General features: G+C 64.2%; 24 protein-coding genes. 8 read left to right on the top strand and 16 right to left on the bottom strand.

Translation table 11 applies throughout. The features are described 5' to 3' along the window. Positions 1-25: 25 nt before the first annotated feature. From rpoH to C7435_RS01985, 4 genes are all read right to left on the bottom strand, one after another. Positions 26-913: an RNA polymerase sigma factor RpoH gene (gene rpoH / locus C7435_RS01970; RefSeq protein ID WP_075188844.1), complete on the bottom strand. Its 888-nt coding sequence runs from the start codon at positions 911-913 to the stop codon at positions 26-28. Positions 914-1070: 157 nt separating this feature from the next. Next, positions 1071-2726 (bottom strand): hypothetical protein, encoded by a 1656-nt coding sequence (locus C7435_RS01975; RefSeq protein ID WP_121209819.1) that lies wholly within the window; start codon positions 2724-2726, stop codon positions 1071-1073. Positions 2727-2762: 36 nt separating this feature from the next. After that, positions 2763-3152, bottom strand: coding sequence for a DUF6768 family protein (locus C7435_RS01980; RefSeq protein WP_121209820.1), 390 nt, complete (start codon positions 3150-3152; stop codon positions 2763-2765). A gap of 19 nt (positions 3153-3171) precedes the next feature. Then, a complete protein-coding gene (locus C7435_RS01985; RefSeq protein WP_121209821.1) occupies positions 3172-3738 on the bottom strand; it encodes an RNA polymerase sigma factor in 567 nt (188 codons plus the stop codon). Positions 3739-3923: 185 nt separating this feature from the next. Here C7435_RS01985 and C7435_RS01990 point away from each other — a divergent pair, with 185 nt between their 5' ends. Together C7435_RS01990 and C7435_RS01995 are read left to right on the top strand one after the other, a co-directional pair. Continuing rightward, positions 3924-4958 carry a hypothetical protein gene (locus tag C7435_RS01990; protein ID WP_147422605.1) on the top strand — a complete coding sequence of 345 codons (1035 nt, stop codon included), beginning with the start codon at positions 3924-3926 and terminating at the stop codon, positions 4956-4958. Between the two features lie 19 nt (positions 4959-4977). Continuing rightward, entirely contained in the window at positions 4978-5649 is a 672-nt protein-coding gene (locus tag C7435_RS01995) for a M12 family metallopeptidase (RefSeq protein WP_121209823.1), read from the top strand. Here the strand turns inward: C7435_RS01995 and C7435_RS02000 are convergent. After that, positions 5646-6053, bottom strand: coding sequence for a hypothetical protein (locus C7435_RS02000; RefSeq protein WP_075188850.1), 408 nt, complete (start codon positions 6051-6053; stop codon positions 5646-5648). The two genes, C7435_RS01995 and C7435_RS02000, sit on opposite strands and share 4 nt — an antisense overlap. Before the next feature lie 352 nt (positions 6054-6405). Next, positions 6406-7479, bottom strand: coding sequence for a DUF481 domain-containing protein (locus C7435_RS02005; protein WP_121209824.1), 1074 nt, complete (start codon positions 7477-7479; stop codon positions 6406-6408). 203 nt (positions 7480-7682) lie between these two features. Here C7435_RS02005 and C7435_RS17305 point away from each other — a divergent pair, with 203 nt between their 5' ends. Then, positions 7683-7805, top strand: a complete 123-nt coding sequence (locus C7435_RS17305) for a hypothetical protein (RefSeq protein ID WP_255371583.1) — start codon at positions 7683-7685, stop codon at positions 7803-7805. Positions 7806-7916: 111 nt separating this feature from the next. On the opposite strand, the gene C7435_RS02010 is transcribed toward C7435_RS17305, so the two are convergent. The 7 genes from C7435_RS02010 to C7435_RS02040 all read right to left on the bottom strand — a co-directional run bounded on the left by C7435_RS02010 (position 7917) and on the right by C7435_RS02040 (position 12331). Further along, complete coding sequence (locus C7435_RS02010) at positions 7917-8120, bottom strand: hypothetical protein (RefSeq protein WP_121209825.1); 204 nt, start codon at positions 8118-8120, stop codon at positions 7917-7919. After that, positions 8104-8553: a nuclear transport factor 2 family protein gene (locus tag C7435_RS02015; protein WP_121209826.1), complete on the bottom strand. Its 450-nt coding sequence runs from the start codon at positions 8551-8553 to the stop codon at positions 8104-8106. The genes C7435_RS02010 and C7435_RS02015 overlap by 17 nt, the downstream gene beginning before the upstream one ends. A gap of 102 nt (positions 8554-8655) precedes the next feature. Next, positions 8656-9246: a hypothetical protein gene (locus tag C7435_RS02020; protein WP_143742881.1), complete on the bottom strand. Its 591-nt coding sequence runs from the start codon at positions 9244-9246 to the stop codon at positions 8656-8658. 101 nt (positions 9247-9347) lie between these two features. Beyond that, on the bottom strand, positions 9348-9800 hold the full coding sequence (locus C7435_RS02025; protein ID WP_121209827.1) for a hypothetical protein: 453 nt from the start codon (positions 9798-9800) through the stop codon (positions 9348-9350). A 172-nt stretch (positions 9801-9972) separates the two neighbouring features. Beyond that, on the bottom strand, positions 9973-10770 hold the full coding sequence (locus C7435_RS02030; RefSeq protein ID WP_121209828.1) for a hypothetical protein: 798 nt from the start codon (positions 10768-10770) through the stop codon (positions 9973-9975). 181 nt (positions 10771-10951) lie between these two features. Next, positions 10952-11875 (bottom strand): thioesterase family protein, encoded by a 924-nt coding sequence (locus C7435_RS02035; RefSeq protein WP_121209829.1) that lies wholly within the window; start codon positions 11873-11875, stop codon positions 10952-10954. A gap of 12 nt (positions 11876-11887) precedes the next feature. Then, complete coding sequence (locus C7435_RS02040; protein WP_075188858.1) at positions 11888-12331, bottom strand: transcriptional repressor; 444 nt, start codon at positions 12329-12331, stop codon at positions 11888-11890. 116 nt (positions 12332-12447) lie between these two features. Here C7435_RS02040 and C7435_RS02045 point away from each other — a divergent pair, with 116 nt between their 5' ends. The 3 genes from C7435_RS02045 to C7435_RS02055 all read left to right on the top strand — a co-directional run bounded on the left by C7435_RS02045 (position 12448) and on the right by C7435_RS02055 (position 17871). Then, positions 12448-14604 (top strand): TonB-dependent receptor, encoded by a 2157-nt coding sequence (locus tag C7435_RS02045; RefSeq protein WP_121209830.1) that lies wholly within the window; start codon positions 12448-12450, stop codon positions 14602-14604. A gap of 207 nt (positions 14605-14811) precedes the next feature. Further along, on the top strand, positions 14812-15597 hold the full coding sequence (locus tag C7435_RS02050) for a SapC family protein (protein WP_075188860.1): 786 nt from the start codon (positions 14812-14814) through the stop codon (positions 15595-15597). A 153-nt stretch (positions 15598-15750) separates the two neighbouring features. After that, positions 15751-17871 carry a protein-disulfide reductase DsbD family protein gene (locus C7435_RS02055; RefSeq protein ID WP_121209831.1) on the top strand — a complete coding sequence of 707 codons (2121 nt, stop codon included), beginning with the start codon at positions 15751-15753 and terminating at the stop codon, positions 17869-17871. A 4-nt stretch (positions 17872-17875) separates the two neighbouring features. Here the strand turns inward: C7435_RS02055 and C7435_RS02060 are convergent, their stop codons facing one another. Continuing rightward, entirely contained in the window at positions 17876-18358 is a 483-nt protein-coding gene (locus C7435_RS02060) for a hypothetical protein (protein ID WP_121209832.1), read from the bottom strand. A 180-nt stretch (positions 18359-18538) separates the two neighbouring features. Between C7435_RS02060 and hisS the strand changes: the two genes are divergently transcribed. Further along, a complete protein-coding gene (gene hisS, locus C7435_RS02065) occupies positions 18539-20014 on the top strand; it encodes a histidine--tRNA ligase (RefSeq protein WP_121209997.1) in 1476 nt (491 codons plus the stop codon). A 269-nt stretch (positions 20015-20283) separates the two neighbouring features. On the opposite strand, the gene C7435_RS02070 is transcribed toward hisS, so the two are convergent. After that, positions 20284-21426, bottom strand: coding sequence for a hypothetical protein (locus C7435_RS02070; protein WP_121209833.1), 1143 nt, complete (start codon positions 21424-21426; stop codon positions 20284-20286). A 216-nt stretch (positions 21427-21642) separates the two neighbouring features. Here C7435_RS02070 and C7435_RS02075 point away from each other — a divergent pair, with 216 nt between their 5' ends. Next, entirely contained in the window at positions 21643-22752 is a 1110-nt protein-coding gene (locus C7435_RS02075; protein WP_121209834.1) for a glycoside hydrolase family 3 protein, read from the top strand. Between the two features lie 108 nt (positions 22753-22860). Here C7435_RS02075 and C7435_RS02080 read toward each other — a convergent pair whose 3' ends face one another. Then, positions 22861-24828: a S9 family peptidase gene (locus C7435_RS02080; RefSeq protein WP_121209998.1), complete on the bottom strand. Its 1968-nt coding sequence runs from the start codon at positions 24826-24828 to the stop codon at positions 22861-22863. Positions 24829-25122: the final 294 nt, after the last annotated feature.

Genomic DNA, 25122 nt, shown 5'->3' on the forward strand with positions numbered 1-25122 from the left:
CATGCAGGTTTCCGTAATCTTGACGCTAGTTGAGAAGGCCCTGGTCAGCTGCCATGGACTTCATGGCCTTTTGCAGCTTTTCGAAAGCGCGCACCTCGATCTGGCGGATACGCTCACGGCTGACACCATAATGCTCGGCCAGATCCTCAAGCGTCTTGGGCTCATCCGACAGGCGACGTTCCTGCAGGATGTGCTGTTCGCGCTCATTGAGCTCGCCCATGGCCGATTGCAGGAGCTGCATGCGGGTGTCGAACTCGTCGCTTTCGGCCAGCTCGTCTTCCTGGCTCTCGGCATTGTCGTCCGACAGCCAGTCCTGCCATTGGCCTTCGCCTTCCGTGCCGCGCAGCGGCGCGTTGAGCGAGGCGTCGGGACCGGACAGGCGGCCATTCATCGACATCACCTCGTCATTGGTGACGCCGAGCTTGGTGGCGATCGCCTCGACCTGGTCGGGCTTGAGATCACCCTCGTCCAGGGCCTGCATCTGGCTTTTCATCCGGCGCAGGTTGAAGAAGAGCTTCTTCTGCGCTGCGGTCGTACCCATTTTCACCAGCGACCAGGAGCGCAGGATATATTCCTGGATCGAGGCGCGGATCCACCACATGGCATAGGTGGCCAGGCGGAAGCCCTTGTCCGGGTCGAATTTCTTGACCGCCTGCATCAGGCCGACATTGCCCTCGGAAATCACTTCGGCGATCGGCAGGCCATAGCCGCGATAGCCCATGGCAATCTTGGCGACGAGGCGCAAATGCGAGGTGACCAGCTTTTCAGCGGCGCCGCTGTCCTCATGCTCACGCCAGCGCTTGCCCAGCATGAATTCCTCGTCCTTCTCCAGCATCGGAAAACGACGGATCTCAGAGAGGTAGCTCGACAGCCCTTGTTCGGGCGAGAGCGTCATTGAAACTGCATTGGCCATGACACGTATCCTATCCCATCGAGGTGCCAGTCGACATGCGACATTTGCACGTCCCCGGCGCCTCGTCCGAGACCTATTTGGGGACCCGACTTACGAAATGTAACCCCCTCACATGCCTGTGATGTGCATGGGTGTCATTCGTGAATGGTTGAGCGGGTCAGTCGGGCATTGTGGCGGCGAGGTGCGCCAGGATGACGAGCCGGTCCAGCGTCAACTCTGCCTGGGTATCGCGCCACACCACGGCCCGATAGATTGGCGCCCAGATATCCCGAGCCCTTTCCGGCATTCCGCGGACCATCAATGTCATCAAGATCAGCTCGTCCAGACGGCGATGATCCGTTGCCCGTCGGTGCGGCATGAGCGCGATCAGCGGAATCAGGGAGCGTTCGAACTCGTAAGTCGGCATCGGCCAGCGGTTCCAGATGGCGGCCTCCATGTCGGCACGCGACGCCGGTGCCTGCAGCGTCTGCCACAACGCCAGAAGATCGATTTCGATCTGCGCAAGGCTGACAGGGAGCATTCTCATCGACTGACCGGCCTGCACATCCAGGGCCTCGCGCGCCGCACCGCATTCCAGGAGCACGGTGGCGATGCGCGCCCGGATGCCGCCAGGGCGCCGCATTGCCTGGCTGCGTGACACATCCGCGTGAGTGATCACGGAATCCTCGTGAGCGGATCTGACGCCTTCATCACCGCTATCGAGACGGACGCCTTCCATGGCAGGCTCATCGATCCTATGCATGGTCAGGCGTGCGGCGGCCTTCGCGCGTGGACAATCCTCAAGTGCGAACCACAACTCGGCCAGGCGCGGCGACGCCTCGGCCAAGAGCACGTTCTGATAGGAAATGAGAAGCTCCGTTGCGGCCTCAATCTCGCCCGACGCAGCGCGATCACGGACAAAAGCCGAAAGCATGTCGCGCGCTTCCCGGAAATGGTCGTCGCGCAGGTCCCAATGCCCCGAAAGATATGCCTCGATGACCATGGACGCTGACCGCTCGCCAATCAGCACCGAAAGTCGTGTTTCGATTATATCCCGGGGATTGTCCCCCCAGGCGTCAAAAGCATGGCTCAGCAGTCGGTCCGGCAAGCTATCCAACAGGTCACGCGCCAGAGTGCGCGCTTCGAAATCCCAACCCCCATCCCAGGAAAGGGCAGGCTCATCAGACTTCCACACCCCGGTGGTCACGGCTTCAGTGATGAGCAGGGCACGAAACCGCCCGATCGCCGCATCATCCTCGAGATTGAGGGCTTCCTCATACGCAACCGCAATCGCTTCGCCGCGCGTATCTGGTTCTGTCGACTCGATCACCAATTCGAGCCAGGCGACATGAGCCGCGGCGACCTGACCGGCCGCCGCCTCTGCGCCCGCAGCCCGAAGCTGCCGGGAAAACGGCGGAACGTCATGCCAATCCATATAGTCACGCGTCGCAACCGGCTCCGCGAGCGCAATATACCGATCGACCCAGACCTGCAGCCTGTCCGGCTCGATCACCGGTACAAGGGGCGGCAGGACGCCCACAATCAGCTCGAGCGCGGGCCCGGGGCCATCGCTTTCAAGCAATGAAATCCGCTCATCCCATTCACGATCAATGAGTGCGATCAAGGCGTCCCGGCCCGGTGGGTCTTCCAGTGCCCCCAGATCGCCAGGAACAGTCTCGATTGCCTCTCCGACAAGTTCGTATTCAAACGCCGTGCGCTCGTCTGCGGCTTGTTCCCTCAACGCATCCACCGCCTCGCGCACCGTCTGTGCGGACGCCGGCATCGCCATGGCGACGACCCCAGCCAGTCCCATCAGGATCTTCCAGAACACCATCAACACCCTACACCCCGAAACGCGTATCAGCTGACCCTACACGCTTGCCCGCGCCTGGCCACGCGCGAGCTGGAGTTCGACGCGTTTGAGCTCGCGCAGGATGCGGTTGTTCTGCATCTGCAGGCCCAGCCCGCCTTTCATGAACAGGCCGACATTGACGGCCACGACGACGCCCACACCCCAGCGGATGGTCATGACCGGGTCGGTGGTCTGGAACATTTTCCAGGCGGCGAAGATGGCCAGGCCGGCTCCGATGATATTGACGATGTAGGCAATCCACATCACCCAGGCGAGCTTGCCCCGGAACAGGCCGAAGGCCTGGGCGAAATAGCCGGGCTCCTCGCTGAGTTCGCCGAGAATGGCACGATCGTCGGCGTCGAGGGATTCCAGGATGAGACGGTCGAGGTCTTCAGTCCGGTTGGTCATCGCGATCTCCTTTTCATGATCATGATGCGGTTGGCTCAGGATTGAGGGCCGCGGCGAGTTTGCGCCGGGCATGCATGAGGCGGGTTTTGACCGTGCCCGCCGCGGTATCCGTAATGACGGCGATCTCGGCGACGGAGAGTCCGTCCTGATGGTAGAGCGCCAGAGCCAGATGCTGCTCGGCGGGCAAGTCCGCCATGGCGAGGCGGATGGCGCCCTGGTCGGCCTGGCGTTCGGCGTCGGCAATCCCGTCAATTGCGGCGCCGGCGAGTTCCGCCCGCAGCCCGTCGGCGGTACGTCGGTCCGTTTGCCGGCCGCGGATTTCCGCGGCGCACTTGCGGGCGACGATGCGGTAGGCCCAGGCCGGGAAGGCCGCCGGCTCGCGCAATCGGCGCAGTCCGCGCAGAATATCGCACCAGGCCTCCTGCATGATGTCACGCGCCGCCTCGGCCTCGCCGATCAGACGTGCGGCATGGCGCAAAAGGTCGCCGTGCCAGAGTTGGCAGAGCCGGTCGAGCGCGCGCCGGTCGCCGGCATGAGCCGACACGATCAGGAATTCCGACAGGACGCGTTTGCGATCTCGTTGCATGCCGTCTCCCACCGCACCGCAACGAATGCAGCGCTTCGGAAACAAGGTGTGCACGCGCCGGGAAAGGGTTCAATCGGCACGTCACGACAAGGCACGCACGCTCCGACTGCGAACGTCCGAAAATCGACCTGACATTGCCAATTGCCCGATTGTGAACTATGATTGCCGAACTGAAGGGGGGAAGCATGCAGGTTTCTCGGATCATTGCCAGCATGGCGGCGCTTGCCCTGAGCGGCTTGGCCGGCTGCAACACGCTCACCCCGCCACCGCCGCCGGCGCCCTTGAACGGTGCCAGCTATTGCTTGGCCGTATCGGGGCCGGTCGATGCGGCGAACCCGTCAGCCGGCTATGCCTTTTCCGTCCGCGCCCGAGATTTTTCTGACCCGGAAGCGGCTCTCGCCGACGATCTTGACTGCCAGCTCAGCGAAGTCCTGGCCCGGCAAACGCTCTACAATCAGCGCTATTTGGCCATCGCCGGTGAACAACGCGCGATCAATTTCGGCAGTATCGGCTCAGCCTTGCTCGGCGCTGGCTTCGCAGCCTTTGATGCGCATGACGACAATGTCAGTGCAGCAGCCCTGTCGCTGGGCGGCCTGACCGTCCTGCGCAATGGTCTCAACCAGTCCGAATTGATGGACGCCTATGCCGACGGCGCGAGTGCCATGGGCTGTTACGCGGCCCCGGGCCAGCAGGTCTATCGCGGACTGCGGCTCGACCACGATACTGAGCTGGAAGCCTATATCAACGATCTCTCAGGCTTGGTCGGGCAAGGGCATGGTCGGCTCGAAAATCAAGCGGCCGCTCCCGATTCCGACGAGGCCAAATCGGCGCTTCGGCAGGCCATGGCGACCGCCAGTACCGTCATCACCGATCTGCGGGCCAGTCGCGCGGCGCTGAACCGGTTCCCGGGCGCGCTCGGCCGCAGCTGGCGCGATGCGGACGATGCGACGCTCGTCCGCTTGCGCAACCAAGCGCCCAACATCGCCTCCCTTGTCGAAGCGGCGCAGGCGCTGGCCAATCCGACAGGCAGTGGCGGCGGGTCGAGCAGTGGCGCGGCGCCACCGCCGAACGCTGTGTCTGCCCCGTCAAACCGGACGGCCGCCATCATCCAGCGGGAGATTTCCGACATGATCTCCCAGGCGCGGACCTTCCTCGACCAGACACGCTATCCGGCAGCACTGGCCCGCCTCGGCCAGTGCCAGGCCCTGGCCTCGGGCTGAGCGCGGGGATGGTCGCACCATGACGAAGGCCCGGGCTTGTGGACTGGACGGCGCCCACAGCGTCAAGTGGGCGAACGGATCGACCTTGCGCTACCATCTCTACAAACGGCCATCATCGCGCGCAGCGAATGCCCGTGACCGGACGATATTTGATGAGGTCCTCGGCCTGTGGACGAGCGGCGGCTGCGGACTGCGGCTGATCGAAGAGGCCGACCCGGACAAGGCCGAAATCCGGGTCATGTTCAATCATGCACGCGGGCGATGGTCGATGCTGGGCGCCGAGGCGCTGGATATCACCAACAGCAAGGAGCCGACCATGAATTTCGACTCCCATCTCGACAGCACGGACGGCCTGCTCGCCGCACTGCACGAGGTCGGGCACATGTTCGGCTTTCGCCATGAACACCAGACACCGGACACGCCGCTGCGTTGGCGCGAGGACGCGGTGATTGCGCACTACAAGTCGATGTCCGGATGGTCCGCCGATTACACCCGGCGCAATGTGATCCACCGCCACGACATGGCCCGCAAGAGTCCCCATCCCTGGGACCCGGAGTCGATCATGCACTATGGCGTGGCGCCTGGGTTGATTGCCGCGCCGGCGGACTGGAAAGACAAGAAAATTCCGGCCCCCACCGGCTTGTCCGCCGGCGACCGCGCTGAACTCCTCGCCTGGTATCCGCCGCTCTAACCCGGACCGGGTTTTTCCGCGCCCTTGTGGAATTGCAGATAGCCGCGTTCGACCATGCGCCGCATGGCTTCATACGCCTCGGAGAGTTCCTCATAGGCGGTGCGAAGCAATTGCAGGCGGGAGACTTCCTCGGCCGAGAGCGGCGAGCGCGAACGGGCGGCCGACATCGCCGCATCCACCCAGGCCGAGCGGGCTTTGGAGGCCGACAGGGCGAGATTCTGGAAATCCTCAATGCCGACATGATGGATGGTCTTGGCGATCACCGCCTGATTGGCCGCGAACACCGTGTAATCAATCTGCTCGAGATGGCCGCGCCGCTTGCGCTGTTCGGCCGGGTCCTCGACCAGGTCGGGCTCGAAATGATCCGAAACCCGGCGATAGCTGGACGCAATGATCTTGCCCATGACGACACCTCCCTGCGGTATCAGGCGTCAAGCTTGACCGATCACGCCTTAACAAAGCGTGCAATGGTCGCGCGCAGGGCCCGGGGGGGGCGGCGGGTTGTGTGGGGTATCGGGAGGCGGACGAACCAAGTGGCGCTTGGGGACGTTGGGGGGCACCGGGACACCCGCCTCCCGATCCGGTTACAGCGTGGCCGAAGGCCCGCCGAACAACAAAACCAGGGAACCGCTCAAGAAGGCGGCGAGGTAAAAATACAGTTTGATACGCGACCGCATGACGTCTCCCCACTGGTCTGTCTTGCGGGGATAACGCGCGATTGTGAAACCGGTTCCGTCGTGGCGGAAAAAATTGCGGTCAGTCGAAGGCGTACAGCAGCGACACGTCGAGGCGGATATCGGTCGGGTCGAAACCGGGCCGGTCCTCGAACTCGTGCTCGATGCGCAGACCGGTCTGTACGGCCCAGTCCCCGAACAGGCGGTTGGTGAGCGTGAAGCGCTGGTCAATCCGTGAACCGCCACCGGCAAAGCCTGTGGTTTCCGATCCGAAGCTGGCGGTGTCGGAAATCTGGTAGTGGAAACTCGACCCCGCCTCGGCAACCCAGTCCGTCAGGGTGTCGCCGGTCAGGCCGTCCTCCCGCAAGCGCTGGCCGACACCGGCTCGAAGCACCCAATCGGCCTTGGGATTTTCCACCGCATGCCAGATTCCGCCTGCGGTGAGGAAGGCTGAGCGTGCGTAGATCCCGATCAGGTCACGCTCATAAGAGCCGCCGGCGTAATAGCCGATGCCGCTGTCGAGCTCGCGCGTGGTGCGCAACTCAACCAGCCAGTTGTCGCGTGTCGTGCGGGTCGCGCTTTCGGACAGGAAATATTCGAACTGGCTGTCGATGCGCCAGCCGTGCTCCAGCTCCCGGTCGAGCTCGAAGGCGAAGGTGAAATCGGTCAACTCGGAATTGCCACGCTCGAGCTGGACGCCGGCGCGGATATGCCCGGCCCAACTGTCATCGGCCAGGGCACGGATCGAACCGGCCAGCCAGCCACCGGACCCGTCGGGCGCTTCTGTGAGGTCAATCGGTGCGCCGCCAAGGCTGCGGTGTTCCGGGTGCTCGGCCGGGGTCGGTGCGGGCGTGTGCTCCGGTGTGGCCGCCGGCGCGGTATCCGGTGCCGGCGCGGGCAGAGGCCAATCGGCCACGGCGCCGGACCGCTGCGGCAAATGCGTATTGATATAGGCATGCACCTCGCCCCGGCCGCCCTCGACGAGGACGGCGACCATGTCGGCCGTCTCGAGGAAGCGGGCATCATCGTCCTGCCGGTCCGCGGCTTCGTTGAGCAGGGCCTGATAAGCTTGCGGCAGGTCGGCAAACGCCGGGCCGGTCGCCGTCGTTGCGACAACAAAAATACTGGCAAGAATGGCGGGGATCGGGTTGCGCATCGAAAGTCTTCTGCTGGCAGCGACCGCAGATCGGCCTGTGAACGGCGCGGTTCTAGCCAATCAAGCTTAAGATTTCGTGGGTTGCGCTTCCCGCACGGCTCGTCGGATGGGGTGCTGCCAATCCCGTATCCTGCTGTCGCGGTGCAGCGTAGGATAGGGCGCGCGCATCCGCCGGATGCGGCCCCCGTGCGAAGGAGCACACCATGGCCAAAGGCCAGAAACGTTCCAACAAGGAAACCAAGAAACCCAAGGCCGAAAAGAAGGCCCCGGCCCCCGCTGTCGCCCCGGGCAGCGTGAATGGCGTGCTCGACCGCCGCCGCAAATAGCGACACGCCGCACCGCGCCTGCAAGGGCGCGGTGGACGGGCGTCGCAACAGGCCGCCCCCGCTGTCACCGCTCACACGGTCAGGCGATTGGCCCTGACCTCATCCGAGCCCCTATTCGATGCGCGTTATCTCCCAGTCGAGCTGGCCACCGTCCGGGCCGAGCCGGCACAGGCCCGTCGCTTCGCAGTCGCCGCCAACGGACTCGATATTCGCGCCAACCGGATAGTCCGGCCCGCTGCGGCAGGCCGGGCGTTCACTCCAGGCGTCCATCGAGACGATCGAGGCGGGGCCGCGCCGGCTAGCGCCCCGCGCCATCAAACGGGCCGTGGTCATAGCTGACGATGCGGGTGATCTTCCAGCCATCCTCGTCCTGCCGCCAGATGTGCAGGAAGCGGCCCTGGCCGTGCGGCTCGTCGGCGCCATAATTGATGAAGGCATGCCAACCGCTCTCGATGGCGCCATAGCCGGGCAGCGGCCAGACTTCGATCGAACCGGGCGTCAGCTGGCGCCGGAAATTGCCGCAGATCGAGGTATTCACGGCCTGGATCAGGCTGTCGCGATCCCGATTGAGGCCGTCCAGGTCGTGATAGAATTCGATGTCCTCGGCGATAAAGGTACCGAATTCTTCGCCGTCACAGCTGTTGAAGGCCTCGAACATGGCAGCATCGAGTGCCGAGATGGTGTCATGCAGCGTGGCGTCACTGGCCGGTTGGGCGACTAGGATGAGGGCGGCAAGGATGGCAGACATGGCGGGACTCCGACTGAAAGGCCCGCATCTTCGTCTGGCCGCTCAGGGCGGACCAGCGGGACCGTGACCGGCCTGGTCCCGGGCCTGCCGGTACGAACTGGCCTAGCCGGGCAGCCGCCGGCTCCGCAGCCCGTCGAAACACAGGGCATAACCGATCAGGATCATCACCCAGCCGGCAACATTGTACCATTGCGTGCCGAACAACATGACCAGCGAGCCGGTCACAACCACCGCCGCGCCGATGCGTGACACCGACAGGTAGGACAGGCAGGGCAGCACGACGGCTGTGACGAAGACATAATTGGGGCCGAAGGTGATAAAGGGCGACCAGACGGCCGGTGTGGCGATCAGCTGGCGTGCGACCGTATTCTCCATCTCGCCATTGGGCAGGGCCCAGAACACGAAATCCAGAACGCACATGCCGATCAGCGCGGTGATGCCGGCATAGAGCAGCGGGATGGTCAGCCAGTGGATATTCCGCCAGGGAAGGCGACCGGCAAAGGGCAGAAGCATCACCCCGCCCACCAGCAGGGCCCAATGGGCAAAATCGATCGGCCGCTGCGCCTCGACAAAGTCCTGGCCCTGCCGCAGCAGGACCTGGCCGATGATGTAGACAAGCAGGCCGGCCAGCCACAGGGCCCGCTCGCCACGGCGCGGAAACTCCGCCCGACCCGATGTCGCCTGGATGATCATGGCGCCGCGCTCTCCATCCGCCTGCACCGGCACACTAGCGACAGTGTGGAAGGGCCGGAAGCGGCGATAAGCAGCGGCGGGTGCGGCAGCCGGTCCGGGGCCTAATTCTCCCGTGTCACCTCAACACCGGCCCAGCAGACCGAACCGGTTTCCCCCGGCTGCAAATCGTCCCAGCCATGCTCACACGCCCCGTATCCAAATCGCAGGACTTCCTCCATGCCCTGCGCGCGCGCGCAGGCATTTTCGGAGGTTTCCAGCGTGGTCATCGCCGTGCCGTCACTGTTGACATGGATCCGCCAGCTTATCTCGACATGGGCCGTGCAGAAGGTCTCATCGAGGCTGTAATAGCCGCTGCCGGAGGCATCCCGGCCACCCGCGCCATCGGGACGGAATTCGCCTTCGTCGGAAAAGCGGATGGTGGCGCTGCCAGCGAGCCCTCCGCCGGCCACGGAATAAGTCCGCCCAGTCGGTGTTGTGACATCATCCTGGATCGCCAGCGCCGGAGCGCCGGCCATCATGATGGCCGCGATTGTACCAATTACCGTTTTCATCATGGTCCGTCCCCCGGGTCTGATCTGTTGGACGGCCAAGCCTGACGGGAAACACTTAAATTTTCGCGTGCGGCGCGGCGGGCCGGTCAGACGCGCCAACATTCCGGCATCCCCACGCCTCGTCCGGGCGAGGATCTTTTCAAGTCTCAAATCTGGGCATTGGGTGCTGAAAGGCTCAGTCGGCGATTTCTCGCGATATGGCGCGCATCAGTGGGGTCATCGCGTCGTCGACGTCTTCGGCAACGTCTTGCAAAGCTCGGCAGTTGCGCCATTGAGGTGAGACATCGAAGGAAAGCGATGTTGAATCGGAATAGGTGATCATCACACCGACCCGCATCCCGTCGCCGGTTGTCTCAACACATTGCTGGCCGGATCCTGCGAGGATTGCTGATTCTACGCGCCGGCGCTCGACGTGAGTTGCGACACCGGAAAATACCTCAGACCCAATTCGGCCGGATGGTCCGCCAAATCGCGGTCGGGGAAAGCGGGGTGCCAGCCAGAACTCGCCACTGTCCCGCAATTCGAAATCGAACTGCGGGCAGGGCCCGTAACAGCCTGATGAATAGTAACGCACAGATGTGGGCCCGGCGCCCGCTGTGCGCGAGCCAATGAGCGTTTGGAATGCCGATTGGATCGCGGTTGTGATGGAATCCAGGTCGGAACACTCATCCCACCCCGGCGAATGATAAAAGCTGAACCGGGTGCCGTCCGGGTATTCGATCCGCACGAAGGCGTGGTTCTGCGCGCTCAGCAATTCGGTACACCGGCCTTCCTCGAAGGGACGCATCGCGGCACTGACTCGATCGAAGGTCAGTTGATTGGCGAGTCCGGCCATCATTGTCCCGCGATCGCGTGCGGTCGGCGATGTCCGTCGTGTCGGATGGGGCGCCGGTCTGTGCACATCCCGCGGATAATCCAGATAAGCACCGGGGAATGTGTCGCTGATCCAGTAGGCGCCGTCGATGCGCACCATGATGTCGTAGATCGGGCACAGTCCATCACATCCAAGCGACCCCAAACGCACGACAAAGGGCAGGCCGGGATCAGCGTCCTGCCGGACCGGGTCCTCTGGCCTTGGATAGGCGTTGAGCTGACTGGTCGCGAGTCCTGGCGCCAGGGCAATGAGCAGGCAGGCTAGGGCGCATGCCCGCATCCTAAGCCTCGATCCCCGGCACCGCTGCCGCGTCCAGTTTTGCCTGCGTCTCCGGATCGATCGCCGCCAGCTTGCGCTGGTCGAGGTCCATCGGCGCGGCGACGCCTTCCATGGTCCACCAGGGTTTGCCGCTGGCCGGCTCGAGCACCCAATGGACGATATTGCGGACCTTGGGGCCGGCGGATTTGAGACCGGAGCGGATGACGAACCCCTCGCCGGCGCGCGGCCAGCGGTGGACATGGATGCAGCATTCCAGCAGTGCCGAGCCGATGCGGGCTGACGGTTCGCCGGCATGCATGTCCCATTCTTCGGGGAAGGCGGCGGCGAAATTGGTGACGCTGTCGGACACGCGGCCGAGCAGGAACTCCGCCCGCATCCAGCCGAAAGCATCCATCTCGTGCGGGCCGAAACGGCCGCGCCCGATCACCGGCAGGTCGAGCGCGTCGGCGGCGCTCATCGAGGCGCGTCGGCCGCCCGTCCCGGTGGCCAGGCCGCGCGGTGCCGCGAAGTCCGGCTTGTCGACAGTCAGGGCCTCGACGGTCGTCGCGAAACGTTTCGGCCAGGGGAAAGCTTCGGCACTGGCGGGGGCGGCATGGCCGACGCGCATACTGAAGCTGGCCGCCGGCTTGCCGGTTCCGGAATGGCGCATGACCAGCACGATGTCGGCGGTGGCGGTGGCAAAGCCGACAATGCCGCCCTCGATGTAAAGCGGTGCACCGGGACGGGCCTCGGCCAGGAAGCGGATGTGCAGGGTCTGCGGGATCAGGGTGGCGAGCGCATCGGCGCGCTGGATCGGGTTGAGACCGGCGGCTTCGGCCAGGTTGGCCAAGGCCTCGCTGGCCCGGGCGAGGTAGAAGCGGACATTGTAATGGCCGAGCTCGTCACATTCCCAGGCATTCACACAGCCGCGCCAGAGCTCGATCATGGCCTCACTCCATCAGCCCGGATGGCAATTGGCGCACTGGCCGAAATGCTCGACGACCGAGCGCTGGATCGTGAAGCCGGCCGGCGCATTCATGGGCAGGGGCGCGCCATGGCGTTCCTCGACCGCGCCGCAATCCGAGCAGATGAACAGCTCGGCGCCGCCGCCATGCTCGTCATGGTCATGGGTGTGACTGCAGCCAACAAAGGCGTTGAGCGCCTCGACCTTGTGCACCAGGCCGGCGGTCATCAGGAAATCGAGGGCGCGATAAACGGTGGGCGGCTTGGCCGAGCCGGGGCCGGGTTTGAGCGCTTCGAGCAAGTCATAGGCTTTCACCGGCCCGTCGGCTTCGAGCACGAGTTCAAGCACGCGCTTGCGCACCGGGGTGAGTTTCTCCCCCCGTTCCACGCAATGGGCTTCTGCGGCGTCCAGCGCCTTGGTCAGGGAATCAGTGGTCATCTTGCCGATATTTAATCACGCTTTGCCGCATTTCCCAGTGCTTCGGCATTGCGATAATCCGAATGTTATAATATCACGCCTCAAAGTCTGTATTGTTATTACATATCGGGGAAGCCATGTTCGCGCGTCTGACCACCTCCACTGCCTGTATTGCCCTGCTCGCCGGAGCCGGCTTGGGCGGCACCGTTTCCGCCCAGGAAACGGACCGGGACGAGGACGTGATCCTCGTCACCTCCTCGGCACTGGGAGTCGGTGCGGATGAGGTCGCCGGTGCGGTCGAAATCGTCGACCGGCGCCACCTCGAGGACAATCTGTCCGGCTCGCTGGCCGACACGATTGCCCACGAGCCCGGCGTGTCCACGACCTATTTTGGTCCGGCCGCCAGCCGTCCGGTGATCCGCGGCCTCGGCGCCGACCGGGTCCGCGTCCTGGTCAATGGTGTCGGCCTGATCGACGCCTCCACGAATTCCCCTGACCACGCCGTTGCCTCGGAAGCACTCGAGGCCGAGAGCGTCGAAATCCTGCGCGGCCCGGCGGCGATCGCCTATGGTGGCGGGGCCATTGGCGGCGTGGTCAATGTCATTGACGGACGCATTCCTGAAGCCCGTGTCGAGGACGGGCTGGAAGGCCGCTTCTACGGCTCGATGACCTCGGTCGACGACGGCGAGACCGCCGCCGGCCGTGTCCGCTTCAACGCCGGGCAATTTGTCGTCAGCCTGGAAGGTCTGATGCGGACCGCGCAGCCCTATGACATTCCCGGCTATGCCGAGTCGGAGGCCTTCCGCCTGTTCGAAGAGGCCGAGGAAGAGCATCACGACGACGATGATCACGACGAAGACCATGAGGACGAGCATGAGGACGAGCATCCGTATGGCTCGGTCGAAAATTCGGGCCTCGATTTCCGCTCGGCCTCGGCGGGCATTTCCTGGGTCGGCTCAAACGGCTTCATCGGGGTGGCGATCAAACAGTCGAACGCGCTCTATGGGATCCCGGGTGGCCATGCGCATGGTGAAGAAGAGCACGACGAAGATCACGATGAAGATCACGACGACGACCATGATGATGACCACGAAGACCACGATGAGGAACATGGGCATGATGAGAGCGTCCGCATCGATCTGGAACAGACCCGTTTCGACCTGCGTGGTGAGTGGCGGAATCTGGGCGCGCATATCGAACGCGTGAAATTTTCCTTCGGGACCGGCAGCTATGAGCATGTCGAACTGGAAGGCGACGAGATCGGTACCCTGTTCACCAATGATGGCTGGGAAGGCCGGGTCGAGGCCCGGCACACGCCGATCGCCCTGTGGGGTGGCAGCTGGGAAGGCGCCGCCGGCATCCAGGCCTTCAATCGCGACTTTGCTGCGATCGGTGAAGAAGCCTATGTCCCGCCGTCGGAAACGGCCGATTGGGGTGTCTTCTTTGTGGAGCGCTGGGACGCTGAAAGCTGGGGCCTGGAAGGCGGGCTCCGTTTTGAAAGCCGCGACCTTGATACCGCCACCGACAGCCGGAGTTTCGACACGGCCAGTATCTCCGGCTCGGTCTTTGTGCGGCCGGCGCGAGATACCTTCCTCGCCTTCACCCTGTCATCCAGCGAACGCGCACCGACTGATGTCGAGCTGTTTGCCGACGGGCCGCATGTCGCCAGCAGCACATTCGAGCTGGGTGATCCGGACCTGGGCGTCGAACGCGCGGTGTCTGCCGAGCTGACGGCGCGGACCCGCTTCGCCGATTGGGCGCTGGAAGCGTCGGTTTTCCGGGCCGATTATGACGGCTTCATCGCCGCCTATGCCACCGGCGCGGAAGATCACGGCTTTCCGGTCTATGCCTACAGCCAGGATGATGTCGTCCTGTCCGGCTTCGAGGGGCGCCTGGAAGGGCCGCTCGGTGCCTGGGGCGGATGGGATTTTGATGGCGAGCTGACCGGTGAGTATGTCGAGGCGAGCCTTGATGCCGGTGGCGATCTGCCGCGCCTGCCGCCGCTCTCCGTCACCGCCGGCGTTTCCGCGTCGCGGGCGGGGCATGACCTGCACCTGGAAGCGGAATGGGCCGACGTCCAGGACAATACGGCGCCGTTCGAACTCAAGAGCCAGTCTTACGTGCTTTTCAACGCCCGCTGGTCCTTCGAGCCGGTCGAAAGCCGCGACATGCGGGTGATCCTGGAAGCGCGCAACCTGACTGACGCCGAAGCGCGCCTGCACACGTCTTTTCTGAAGGATCAGGTGCCGCTGCCGGGCCGCAACTTCCGCGCCGCCTTGGTGCTCGACTTCTAGGACTGCCCGGCGCGGAGCGGCGCTGAAACCGCTCCGCGCGCCGTTCCGGCGGAGGGCAATTCAGGTTTGAAATCAAGTCCCTTTCAGCGTCCCGGCAAACGCGGCATTTTTCTTGCGTGGACACACTGCACAGCCCTGCGCCGGTCCGTTGCCGGGGCAGGGCATATCCGCTATCCAGTGCGCAAAGAACTTAAAGGGGTTTCTATCATGGTCGACGCTGCCGCAACCGAGCCGCGCCTTACCGGGACTGTTCCGCTCTACAAGAATGTGGAGCCGCTCAATCGTCAAAAGCATGCCAAATACGGTGTGAACACGGTGTCGCAGCCGTTCAACTTCCTGAAGGATTGGCATTTCGTGCCGGCCATCAGCGCGGAATTCTCTTTCGCTTGCGGCAGCTTTCCGATCATCTTCCTCGGTGAGAAGAAGATGCCGATCCTGGTGATGGGGCTGCGTCAGGGTTCCAACGTCTTCGTGACCGAGGAAGGCCAGTTCGACAGCGAGCACTACATTCCGGCCTATGTCCGTCGCTACCCCTTCGTGAGCGCCGCCAACCCGAACGACCAGCCGTCGACGGTCTGTGTTGATCTGGATGCCGAGTTTGTCGTCACCGAAAATCCGGAGCGTCCCTTCTTCGACGCCGACGGCGAGCCGACCGATTACACCCGTCAGGCCATCGACTTCGTGTCCGCCTTCGAGAATGATGCGCGAACCACGGAAGCCTTCGTCGAGCGTTTGATCGCGCTTGACCTGCTCGAGAAAAAAGACGTCAAGGTTTCCAACCCGCAGGACCCGGAAAACCCGGTCACCGTGGCCGAGTATTTCGGCGTGTCGGCCGAAAAGTTCAACGCCCTGCCGGCTGAAAAGCTGAAAGAAATGAACAGCAATGGCGACCTCGTTGCGATCATTTCGCACATGATCTCGCTGCAGCGCTGGGAACGTATCCTGCGCCGCACATCGAACGTCGCCAACACCCAGGCACCGGCTCAGGCCTGATTGCCTGACTGATCCGATCCGTGAACGGCCGTGCCCTTGGGTGCGGCCGTTTGCATTTGTGATCACGGTTGCGCGAAGTCGGTTCGACCCGCGCGAAAAAGCGACTATATCCTCCGCACATGCGTCGAACCCGTGGCTCCGAGAGGTAGTTGAATGCGTGTCCTGAGAGGACTGATATCCCTGATCCTGCTGGCCGGCCTGCCCGGTCTTGTCATGTCCGCGCCGGGACGCGCCCAATCCGGTTGGTCAAGTGGTCAGGAAATCATCGAGGCACAACTGGTCTCTGACAGGGCGGTCGTCGCACCGGGCGAGGCGTTTCATATCGGCCTGCACCAGATCATGCCGGAGGGTTGGCACACTTATTGGCGCAATCCGGGCGACAACGGCCTGCCGGTCGAGATCGACTGGACCCTGCCGGCCGGTGTCGAGATCGGCGAGATCGTCTGGCCGACCCCGATCGAATTGCCGCTGACCGATGTGATCATGGACTATGGCTACAAGGGCGAGCTCGTCCTGCCGATGCCGGTCACGGTCGACCCGTCCTATGCCGGCACTGCCATCGAATTGCGCGCCGATGCGACCTGGCTGGTCTGCGATGATATCTGTGTGCCAGAAGAGCGAACGCTGTCATTGACCCTGCCGGTTGGCGCGACAAGCGAGCGCGACGAGGCAGGGTATTGGTATATCCAGGGCGCGCTCGACAGCGAGCCGCAAGCCGACCCCGCCATCTCCGCCCGTCTGGCGGTAGAAGGGGGGCAGGTCATTCTCGAACTGGACGGGCCGGCTTTCGCCGATGCTGCCGCCATCCGGGCGCTGCGCTTCTTCCCCTACGAGACCGGCGTCATCCGCAATGCCGGCGAGCAAGTCCTGTCGGCCGGTGAGGGTAGCACGCTGGTGGCGATGGAGCCGGGCTATGCGGTTCAGTCGGCGATCCGCGAGGCTCAGGATGGCGTCGTGACCTGGCGTGATGCCGATGGCGAGCATGCCGTCGTGATCTCGGCGGAGCCGGGACCGGGCGGTTATGGCCTGGCGCCGCGCCGCGCTGCGACGGAGGCGGCCGGGAGCGCGCCTGTCGGCCTGTTCGGACTGGTCCTGCTGGCCTTTGGTGGCGGTCTCATCCTCAACCTGATGCCGTGCGTCTTCCCGGTCCTCTCGATCAAGGTGCTCAAATTCGTGCAAGCCGCCCATGCCAATACCGGCGCGGTGCGGCGCCAGGGCGGTTTTTTCCTGGCCGGCGTGTTGCTGAGTTTTGTCGGGCTGGCTGCGGTGCTGGTGGTCCTGCGCGAGGTCGGCCTGCCGGTCGGCTGGGGCTTCCAGCTGCAAATGCCGATCGTGGTCGCGGTGCTGGCACTGTTGCTGTTTGCCATTGGCCTCAATCTGCTGGGCGCATTTGAGGTCGGAACGCGGCTGATGGGGCTCGGCGCCGGCTTGGCTGACCGGCCTGGCTGGAAGGGCGCCTTCTTCACCGGCGTTCTGGCCGTTGTGGTCGCGGCGCCCTGTGTCGGCCCGCTCGCAGCGGGTGCGCTGGGACTGGCACTGACCCAGCCTGCGCCTGTGGTGTTGCTGGTTGCTGCGGCGATGGGACTCGGCCTGGCAGCGCCGTTCGTGGTCTTCTCGCAATCACCCGGCCTGTTGCGTTTCCTGCCCAAGCCGGGCGCGTGGATGGTGACCTTCCGGCAATTCCTCGCCTTCCCGATGTTCGCCTCGGTCGTCTGGCTTGGCTGGGTATTGGCGATCCAGTCCGGCCCGACCGGCCTGCTCTTGCTGGGCGCCGCGATGCTGGCACTCGCCTTCGCAGTCTGGGCGCACGGGCTGGGTCATCGCATCTGGTCCGTCACGGCCGTTTTCGCGCTGCTGCTGGGTGTGACCAGTCTTGTCGCCATCGCCCGCCTGCCGGCCTCGACCAGCACACAGACCCTGTCGGCGCGCGAAGAGGCGTGGTCGCGTGAGCGCGTTGCCGAGTTGCAGGCGATGGGACAGCCGGTCTTTGTCGATGTCACCGCGGCCTGGTGCGTGACCTGCCAGATCAACAAGCTGACCGTGCTCGACAGCGCGGCAGTGGAAGATGCGTTCGACACGCTGGGTGTGGTCAGCCTGCGGGCTGACTGGACCAATCGCAACGAGACCATTGCCAACCTGATCGCCGAGCACGGCCAGGCGGGCGTTCCGCTCTACCTGCTCTATCCGGCATCCGGCGGGGAACCGCGCGTGCTGCCGACGGTTCTGACAACGGGCGGATTTGTCGACGCCCTGGAATGGGCTGCCAATAGCTAAGGCGTCAGTTCTGACCGCCGGACAGGGCCGGACAGCTGGCCGGCAGTTCGACGCCGTCCAGCGCGGCTTCGTCATCGACCGCGGGCGCGATCTCGCTGGCATCGGCCATCAGGGCCGCCAGATCCGTGTAGATATGCGCTTGCTGGGCGGCGGTCTCGGCGGCATTGAGCGCGTCGAGCCGGGCCGTTGCATCGGCTGACATGCCGCGGAAGATGCAGCGCAGGTCGATCGGGCCACCGGCTTCGTCGATGCGGCGGCTCATCAGCAGGGCCTCGACGGAAAACTGCTCCAGCTCGAAGGAAAGCGGATCCTCGATGTCCAACGGCAAGGCCGGTGCTGCGGGGCGAGCGGCGGCTTCACGGGCGCGCTCACGCGCCGTCGCGCCGATCGCGGCGGCGAAGGCGGCGAAATCGCTGCCCGGTCCGGCCGGAGCAGCGCTGCCGGTCAGAATGAGCGCGGCGAGGGCGGCATGGAGCGCGGTTTTCATCTCTGTCTCCCGTGATGTCTCAGATTGTCCTAGCAGTAACGCCTTGATTTCCGGTGAATCGACCGGCATCTCCCCTGTCAGTCTGCGCACGTGGGTTCACAGCGCGTGCCGGCTCGTGGAAAACACCGCCTGATAAAGGTTGCCATGCAGGGCAGGGCGACCGGCAAACCGGAGATCGTGATGAGCGCCAAGAAACCCTTCCGACCCAAGGCCCGCCGTCCGCGCGGCTTTGAAGACCGCAGCGGGTCTGTCCTCCGGGTCGAGCGCCATCTCGTCGAAACCGCCAGCCGCATCTATGATGATTGGGGCTTCGAGCCGCTGCAGACCTCGGCCTTTGAATATGCCGACGCGCTCGGCAAATTCCTGCCCGATGAGGAGCGTCCCAATGAGGGCGTGTTTGCGCTCGAGGATGATGACGGGCAATGGTTGTCGCTGCGCTATGACCACACCGCGCCGCTGGCGCGTTTCGTGGCCGAGAATTATCAGGATCTGAACAAGCCCTACCGGCGCTATCAGGCGGGCGATGTCTGGCGCAATGAAAAGCCGGGGCCGGGCCGTTTCCGCCAATTCGTCCAGTGCGATGCCGATACGGTCGGGGCCAGCAGCCCGTCCGCCGATGCTGAGATGATCGCCCTGGCCGCCGATGTCATGCGCGCGGTCGGCCTGGCCGACGGCGATTACGTGGTGCGGGTCAATGACCGGCGCATTCTTGATGGCGTGCTGGAAACCATTGGCGCGGCAGATCCGGAGCGGCGCATGCGTGTGCTGCGCGCGGCCGACAAGCTCGACCGACTGGGTCGCGAGGGTGTCGCCTTGCTGCTCGGCGAGGGCCGCAAGGATGAGTCCGGCGACTTTACCGAAGGCGCCAAGCTGGATGCCGCCGGGATCGATACCGTGCTGGGTTTCCTTGATGCCGGCGGTGGCAGCCGCGGCGATGTCATCGCCCGTCTCGAGCCATTGATCGGCACGTCGCAAACCGGCAAGGCCGGCCTTGCTGCCCTGGCCGAGATCGATGCCGTCCTCACCGCCATCGGCGTTGATGTCGACCGGGCCCTGTTCGACCCGTCCGTCGTGCGCGGGCTGGGCTATTACACCGGTCCGGTTTTCGAGGCCGAATTGCTGGCCCAGGCCACTTATGACGACGGGGCGCCGATCCAGTTCGGCTCGGTCGGCGGCGGTGGTCGTTATGATGACCTGGTGTCACGTTTCACGGGCCAAGCGGTGCCGGCGACCGGTTTTTCCTTCGGCGTCAGCCGCTTTGCCGCGGCCCTGTCGGCGCTGGGCCTGACCGGTGCGGTCGAGGAGAAACCCCTGGTGCTGGTCGTTGCCAGCGAGAAGGATCGTTCGGCCGACTATCTCGCCATGGCGCGCGAGCTGCGGGCCGCCGGTTTCCGGGCCGAGGCCTTTGTGGGCTCGGGGAATATGGGCAAGCAGATGAAATATGCCGATCGCCGCGGTGCGGTGGCGGCGGTCATCATCGGTTCCGACGAAAGGGAGCAGGGCCTGGTCACGATCAAGGACCTCAAGCTCGGCGCCCGCCTGGCGGCAGATATCAGCGACAACAAGCAATGGCGCGAGGAACAGCCGGCGCAGGAGACTGTATCCCGCGAGACCTGGATCAGTGCCGTCGCAGCGGTCGTGCAACGCAACAAATAGTGGCAAAAAGTCGAATGAGCGGTGAGGCTTATCCCCATGTGCCGGGAATATTGGGGTTGACGTAGTGAATGCGCTACGTCAACGTCGATATCGGACTGGGCCTGACCGCTCTGTCCTTTGGCGTTTCGGGGAGGAGACGCCCTTTATCGACCAACCGTTATCTCGGGGCTGGCCTTTGCCAGCCCCTTTTTTTGTCCGTATCCGGCCAGAAAAAGGGCGGACCCGCCCGTGCTGGTCCGCCCCGTTTCATGACCGGCGTTGGCGCGCGGTTACTCCTCGTCATCCTCGCCGGTCTCGATTTCCATGATGACGACGCGATCGCCGCCATCCAGCTCGATAACGCGGCGATTATCGGCCCGCTGGACGCGTTCGATCCGCATTTGGCGGCGGGCGTCGCGGCTTTCACGGCGACCCTCACGGTCGGCGCCGGCCAGGCGATCGACTTCCAGGCGATTGAGCCAATCGACCAGATCATCGCCGGTCTGTTCTTCGCCGTCGATCCAGACACGCTGGCGGCCATCGGTCTCTTCGATCCGGATGTCGTTGACATCATCGCGGCCCATCACTTGATGCAGACGTTCGATGTCGGCGCGTCGGGAGTCATCCGCCCGCAGGACTTCGACCCGGGCCCGGCGCATCTCGTCGTCGGCGCGCAGGACCTCCACACGGGCGCGGGCGATGTCGCGTTCGGCGCGGGCCATGTCACGGACGGCGCGCTCGACCTCGATCCGCGCATGACGGCGTTCGGCCTCCATCTCGATGCCGGCCTCGCGCAACTCACGGCGCGCCTCTTCCATGGCTTCGCGCATTTCCTGGCGCGCTTCCCGGAGTTCGGCGCGAACTTCGGCCTTTTCCTCGTCGCTGAGCTCTTCCCAGTCGCGCGAACTGACGACGCGATCCTCGTCGAGCCCGGCCAGGGCCATCTCGAGCGAGTGCATCACCGTGGCCTCCAAGCTTTCGCCGTCAAAGCCATCGAGATCGATCGCGATGCGGGCGAGATTATGTTCCATGTCGGCAAGGTGTTCGGCGCGCTCGGCCATGTGGATGTCGAGTTCGCGTCCCATCCGGACGTGCTCATCTTCCACGACGCGGACGTCGTCACCGTCGATGATGATGACGCTGCGAGGCCCGACTTCGACGCGGTTGCCATCGACGTGCACGATGTTGTCGTCGATCTCGATTTCCTGGCCGTCGATGCGGATCACCGAGCGCTCGCCGTCACGGTCGATGTGGATGGTCCGGTCGCCATTGGCGCCGCGGATCTCGACGATCTGGCCATCATCGCCGACAAAGGTGGCGTGGTGGTCGGTGCTGACATGCACACGCATCTGGCGGGCGTCGTCATCGTCCAAAGCAAAGGCGGCGGCCCCGGTCACGGCAAGCGCAGCGCCTGCCAGCAAGAATTTTCTCATCGCTCATATCCCTCTTCGATGTCCGCTCAACCTGCACAGTCCAGTCTTACGGCGCCCCTGTGCGCGGCTAAATAATTTGTCACGAACCCAACCTGCTCCGCCTGGACTTTATCGACAAGCTATAGCGCGTGACTGCGCCTGAGGGGCGAGCAGGCTTGCCAGCGGGCGGACCGGTCCGCATGGTCACAACAGGGCAAGTTGGTGACGGACAGGACAATGGATCGACGACGCGTACTGCAATCGGGGCTCGCGGCCACGCTGATGGCGGCAGCCGGGCCGGCGGCCCGCGCGAGCCTGCTGGACGCTGTGGCAGAACGCTCGCTGGCCGAGCGGGTCGGCGAGATGTTGTTGCTGGGATTCATCGGTTCGCATGCTCAAACGGAAGGCGCCGACATCATCGACGCCCATCTGTCCGAAAAGCGGATCGGCGGCGTGCTCTTCCTGCGCCACAATGCCCGCACCCGCGAGGGCGCCGAAGGATCAGCCGCCCGTTTCCGCGCGACCCGGCCGGACGCCTGGATGGCGATCGACCAGGAAGGCGGGCTGGTCCAGCGCCTGTCGCGTGACATGGGCTATACGTGGATCCCCCGCGCCATGCAGGTGGTCGAGGAACGCGGGCTGAGTGGTGCCCGCGAGCTTTACGCGATCGGTGGCCGCGAGCTCAAGGCCGCCGGCTTCAACATGAATCTGGCACCCGTCGCCGACGTGCATGATGCGGAGAATGCCGTGATCGGTCGTCATGGCCGGGCCTATGGCACGGATGGCGAGACCATCGCCGCTTATGCCGGGGCGTTCATCGATGCGTTTGAAGCGTCAGGCGTGGCCTGTGCGATCAAGCATTTCCCCGGACATGGGCGCTCACGCGGCGATAGTCATGACGGTTTTGTCGACATCTCCGAGAGCTGGAGCGAGGCCGAGCTGGCCCCCTTCCGCGAACTCATCAATGACGGCAAGGCGCACCTCATGATGGGCGGACACCTGACCAATCGCCAGCTCGACCCCAGCGGCGTGCCGGTGACCTTCTCGGCACCCGTGCTTGAGGACTTGCTGCGCGGTCAGCTCGGTTTTGATGGCGTGGTGATGACCGATGATCTCGACATGGGCGCCATCCGCGACAACTACGATCAGCGCGAGGCCGTGATCAGCGCCATCGAGGCCGGCAATGACATGATCATGCTGTCCAACTCCGCCGCGCCGGACCCCGAACTCCCGCAACGCATTGTTGACTGGGTGGTGGCGGCCATCTCGGACGGCCGCCTGACCGAGGCGCGCATCAACCAGTCGGTGGCCCGACTGGCTGTGCTGAAGGCGCGAGTCGGGCTTTAGTCGGCTCGGCCGGTCAGGGCTTCCAGCAGGATCTGTTGCGCCAGCTGACCGGCTAGGTCACCGGGACATATGCGCAAGGCATCTGTCCCGGCTTTGACTTCCGTCGACTTACTCGGCCGGAACGTCGTCCTGCTCACGCAGATACTCATCCAGGAAGCTCACATAGGCCTCCGACGCCGTGATGCGGTTCTCGCGGCGGCGGAAGCCGTGGCCCTCATCGGGGAAGAGCACGTATTCCACCGGCACGCCATTGGCGCGGACAGCCTCGACCAGCTCATCACTTTCGACCTGCAGCACGCGCGGGTCATTGGCGCCCTGGATGACCAGCATCGGACGGATCACATTCTCGGCGTGGAAGAGCGGGGAGATGGCGTGGTGACGCTCGCCGTCGGTCGCCGGATCGCCCATCTCGTCATAGAGCGCTTCGCGGAAGCTCTCCCACCAGGGCGGGATCGAGGCCAGGGTGCGCTCCCAATTGGTGACGCCGAAAATATTGATGCCGACCTCGAAGGCTTCCGGGTGGAAGGTGAGGGCGGCGGCGGTCATGAAGCCGCCATAGGATCCGCCGATCACCCCGACCTCGTCTGCCGAGACCCAGTCCTGTGACCGCAGCCAGTCACCGGCGGCGACAATATCGCGCAGGTCTTCCTCGCCATGACGGCGGTCATCCATGTGGAAGAAGGTCTTCCCATAGCCTGACGAGCCGCGGTTATTGGCGGCATAGACAGCATAGCCGTGATTGACGAGGTGCTGGATGGTAGCGGAATAGCCGATCCGGCTTTGCCCGCCCGGGCCGCCATGCACCCAGACCAGCGCCGGCACCGGATTGTCGGCGCTGGCCTCATGCGGGCGATAGAGAATGCCCGGGATTTCCAGCCCGTCGAAGCTTTCAAAGCGGACGACCTGCGCGTCCACCATCTCGTCTTCCGAGATGGCCGGATTGAGGGCATTGGTCAGTTGGGCATGGTTCTGGCTGGCCAGGTCCACGACATGGAGATTGGACGGCGAGGTCGCCGAATTGATCAGGAAGGCGATGCGGCCCTCGTCGCGGGAGAAACGGACCGAGCCAATATCACCGGCCGGCAGTTCGGGCAGGGTCAGGGTCTCGCCACTCATGGTGTCGAGAATGGTCACCTCGGTGCGGGCATCGGCATTGATGCCGGAGACGCGGTATCGGCCCGTGTCGGAATAGATGACGAACTGGACGTCCCATTCGGCCTCGATCAACGGCGCTGTGGTGCCGTCGGACAGGTCATAGGTCCAGGCCTGGTTGAATTCGCCATGCTCGTCCGTGGCATAGACAAGCTGCGAACTGTCTGGCGTGAAAGTGTAGACGCCATGCGCGATATTGCCTTCGTGGGCCGTGATCACGCTGGGCTCGGTCTCGCCGGAGGCCAGGTCGAGCAGCAGGATGTCGCTGTCGGCCGAGGTGCGGTTGCGCACCAGGGCGACCCAACGCCCGTCCGGGCTGACATCGCCGATCTCCAGCGCATCATCATTCTGGAAGACGAAGCCGCTCTCATAGCTCAGCGTGTCATAGGCATAGATGTCCATGGCGCTCTGGTCGCGCTCATTGGTCATCAGCCACATGTCATTGCCATCCGGCGACCAGCCGAGGAATTGCGCTCGCACTTCTTCGCCGGGGGTGATGTCATTGAGACGGCCATCGAGCTCGCGCACGAAGATGTGGGAGATTTCATTGCCGCCGCTGTCGGCGGTCACCACGGCGCGGTCATCGGTCGGGAACCAGGACAGGGCGAAGGTGGCATTGGTGTCGGATGTCGTCAGCGCCTCGCGCTCACCCGTTTGCGGATCGACGGCATAGGCATTGAACACGCCGGTCTCGTCCGAGGAGATCAGGATCCGGCTGTCATCTGCCGACCAGGCAAAACCGGCTGATGAGGCGAGGCCGAAGCTGGTGGTCTGGTGGAAGGTGGCCGCATCGTAGCGGGCAACGGCCTCAGCGGCCGCAGCGGGCGCCTCGGCGATCTCGGTTTCGGTGCCGGTCCCGGCCGGCTGGCAGGCGGCCAGCAGGCCGGCCAGCGCCAGGCTGGAAGCGGAAATCAGGTATTTCATGGCGAACCCCTCGAAAATTGCTGGCGCGACCATAACGCGGAGAGGGGGCCATGTCGCAAGGCAAATGGAATAAGTCCTTCGCGCGTCTTCCTTCTCCCTTGGGAGAAGGTGCCCCAAAGGGGGCGGATGAGGGGATTGGGTGGTTGGCACCGCGATTTGCCCCTCACCTTGACCCTCTCCCGAGGGAGAGGGAAGCGCGCCGAGAGAACAAAAGAAAAGGGCCGCCCCATCGGGACGGCCCTTTCCTTTGTTCGGTCAGGTGACCGGCATGATTACATCATGCCGCCCCCGCAG

It is taken from the genome of Maricaulis maris (assembly GCF_003634045.1).
Taxonomy (GTDB): Bacteria; Pseudomonadota; Alphaproteobacteria; order Caulobacterales; family Maricaulaceae; genus Maricaulis; species Maricaulis maris.

Excerpts from the sequence above, each read along its gene's own strand:
- C7435_RS02005 (WP_121209824.1), bottom strand. The coding sequence starts at position 7,479 with ATGCGCAACCCGATCCCCGCCATTCTTGCCAGTATTTTTGTTGTCGCA.
- C7435_RS01975 (WP_121209819.1), bottom strand. The coding sequence starts at position 2,726 with ATGGTGTTCTGGAAGATCCTGATGGGACTGGCTGGGGTCGTCGCCATG.
- C7435_RS02010 (WP_121209825.1), bottom strand. The coding sequence starts at position 8,120 with ATGGCGCGGGGCGCTAGCCGGCGCGGCCCCGCCTCGATCGTCTCGATG.
- C7435_RS02020 (WP_143742881.1), bottom strand. The coding sequence starts at position 9,246 with ATGATCATCCAGGCGACATCGGGTCGGGCGGAGTTTCCGCGCCGTGGC.
- C7435_RS02015 (WP_121209826.1), bottom strand. The coding sequence starts at position 8,553 with ATGTCTGCCATCCTTGCCGCCCTCATCCTAGTCGCCCAACCGGCCAGT.
- C7435_RS02050 (WP_075188860.1), top strand. The coding sequence starts at position 14,812 with ATGGTCGACGCTGCCGCAACCGAGCCGCGCCTTACCGGGACTGTTCCG.
- C7435_RS02055 (WP_121209831.1), top strand. The coding sequence starts at position 15,751 with ATGCGTGTCCTGAGAGGACTGATATCCCTGATCCTGCTGGCCGGCCTG.
- rpoH (WP_075188844.1), bottom strand. The coding sequence starts at position 913 with ATGGCCAATGCAGTTTCAATGACGCTCTCGCCCGAACAAGGGCTGTCG.
- C7435_RS02025 (WP_121209827.1), bottom strand. The coding sequence starts at position 9,800 with ATGATGAAAACGGTAATTGGTACAATCGCGGCCATCATGATGGCCGGC.
- C7435_RS01980 (WP_121209820.1), bottom strand. The coding sequence starts at position 3,152 with ATGACCAACCGGACTGAAGACCTCGACCGTCTCATCCTGGAATCCCTC.
- C7435_RS01995 (WP_121209823.1), top strand. The coding sequence starts at position 4,978 with ATGACGAAGGCCCGGGCTTGTGGACTGGACGGCGCCCACAGCGTCAAG.
- C7435_RS02070 (WP_121209833.1), bottom strand. The coding sequence starts at position 21,426 with ATGAGAAAATTCTTGCTGGCAGGCGCTGCGCTTGCCGTGACCGGGGCC.
- C7435_RS01985 (WP_121209821.1), bottom strand. The coding sequence starts at position 3,738 with ATGCAACGAGATCGCAAACGCGTCCTGTCGGAATTCCTGATCGTGTCG.
- C7435_RS02030 (WP_121209828.1), bottom strand. The coding sequence starts at position 10,770 with ATGGTGCGCATCGACGGCGCCTACTGGATCAGCGACACATTCCCCGGT.
- C7435_RS02000 (WP_075188850.1), bottom strand. The coding sequence starts at position 6,053 with ATGGGCAAGATCATTGCGTCCAGCTATCGCCGGGTTTCGGATCATTTC.
- C7435_RS02080 (WP_121209998.1), bottom strand. The coding sequence starts at position 24,828 with ATGAAATACCTGATTTCCGCTTCCAGCCTGGCGCTGGCCGGCCTGCTG.
- C7435_RS02040 (WP_075188858.1), bottom strand. The coding sequence starts at position 12,331 with ATGACCACTGATTCCCTGACCAAGGCGCTGGACGCCGCAGAAGCCCAT.
- C7435_RS02075 (WP_121209834.1), top strand. The coding sequence starts at position 21,643 with ATGGATCGACGACGCGTACTGCAATCGGGGCTCGCGGCCACGCTGATG.
- C7435_RS02045 (WP_121209830.1), top strand. The coding sequence starts at position 12,448 with ATGTTCGCGCGTCTGACCACCTCCACTGCCTGTATTGCCCTGCTCGCC.
- hisS (WP_121209997.1), top strand. The coding sequence starts at position 18,539 with ATGAGCGCCAAGAAACCCTTCCGACCCAAGGCCCGCCGTCCGCGCGGC.
- C7435_RS02035 (WP_121209829.1), bottom strand. The coding sequence starts at position 11,875 with ATGATCGAGCTCTGGCGCGGCTGTGTGAATGCCTGGGAATGTGACGAG.
- C7435_RS02060 (WP_121209832.1), bottom strand. The coding sequence starts at position 18,358 with ATGAAAACCGCGCTCCATGCCGCCCTCGCCGCGCTCATTCTGACCGGC.
- C7435_RS01990 (WP_147422605.1), top strand. The coding sequence starts at position 3,924 with ATGCAGGTTTCTCGGATCATTGCCAGCATGGCGGCGCTTGCCCTGAGC.
- C7435_RS17305 (WP_255371583.1), top strand. The coding sequence starts at position 7,683 with ATGGCCAAAGGCCAGAAACGTTCCAACAAGGAAACCAAGAAACCCAAG.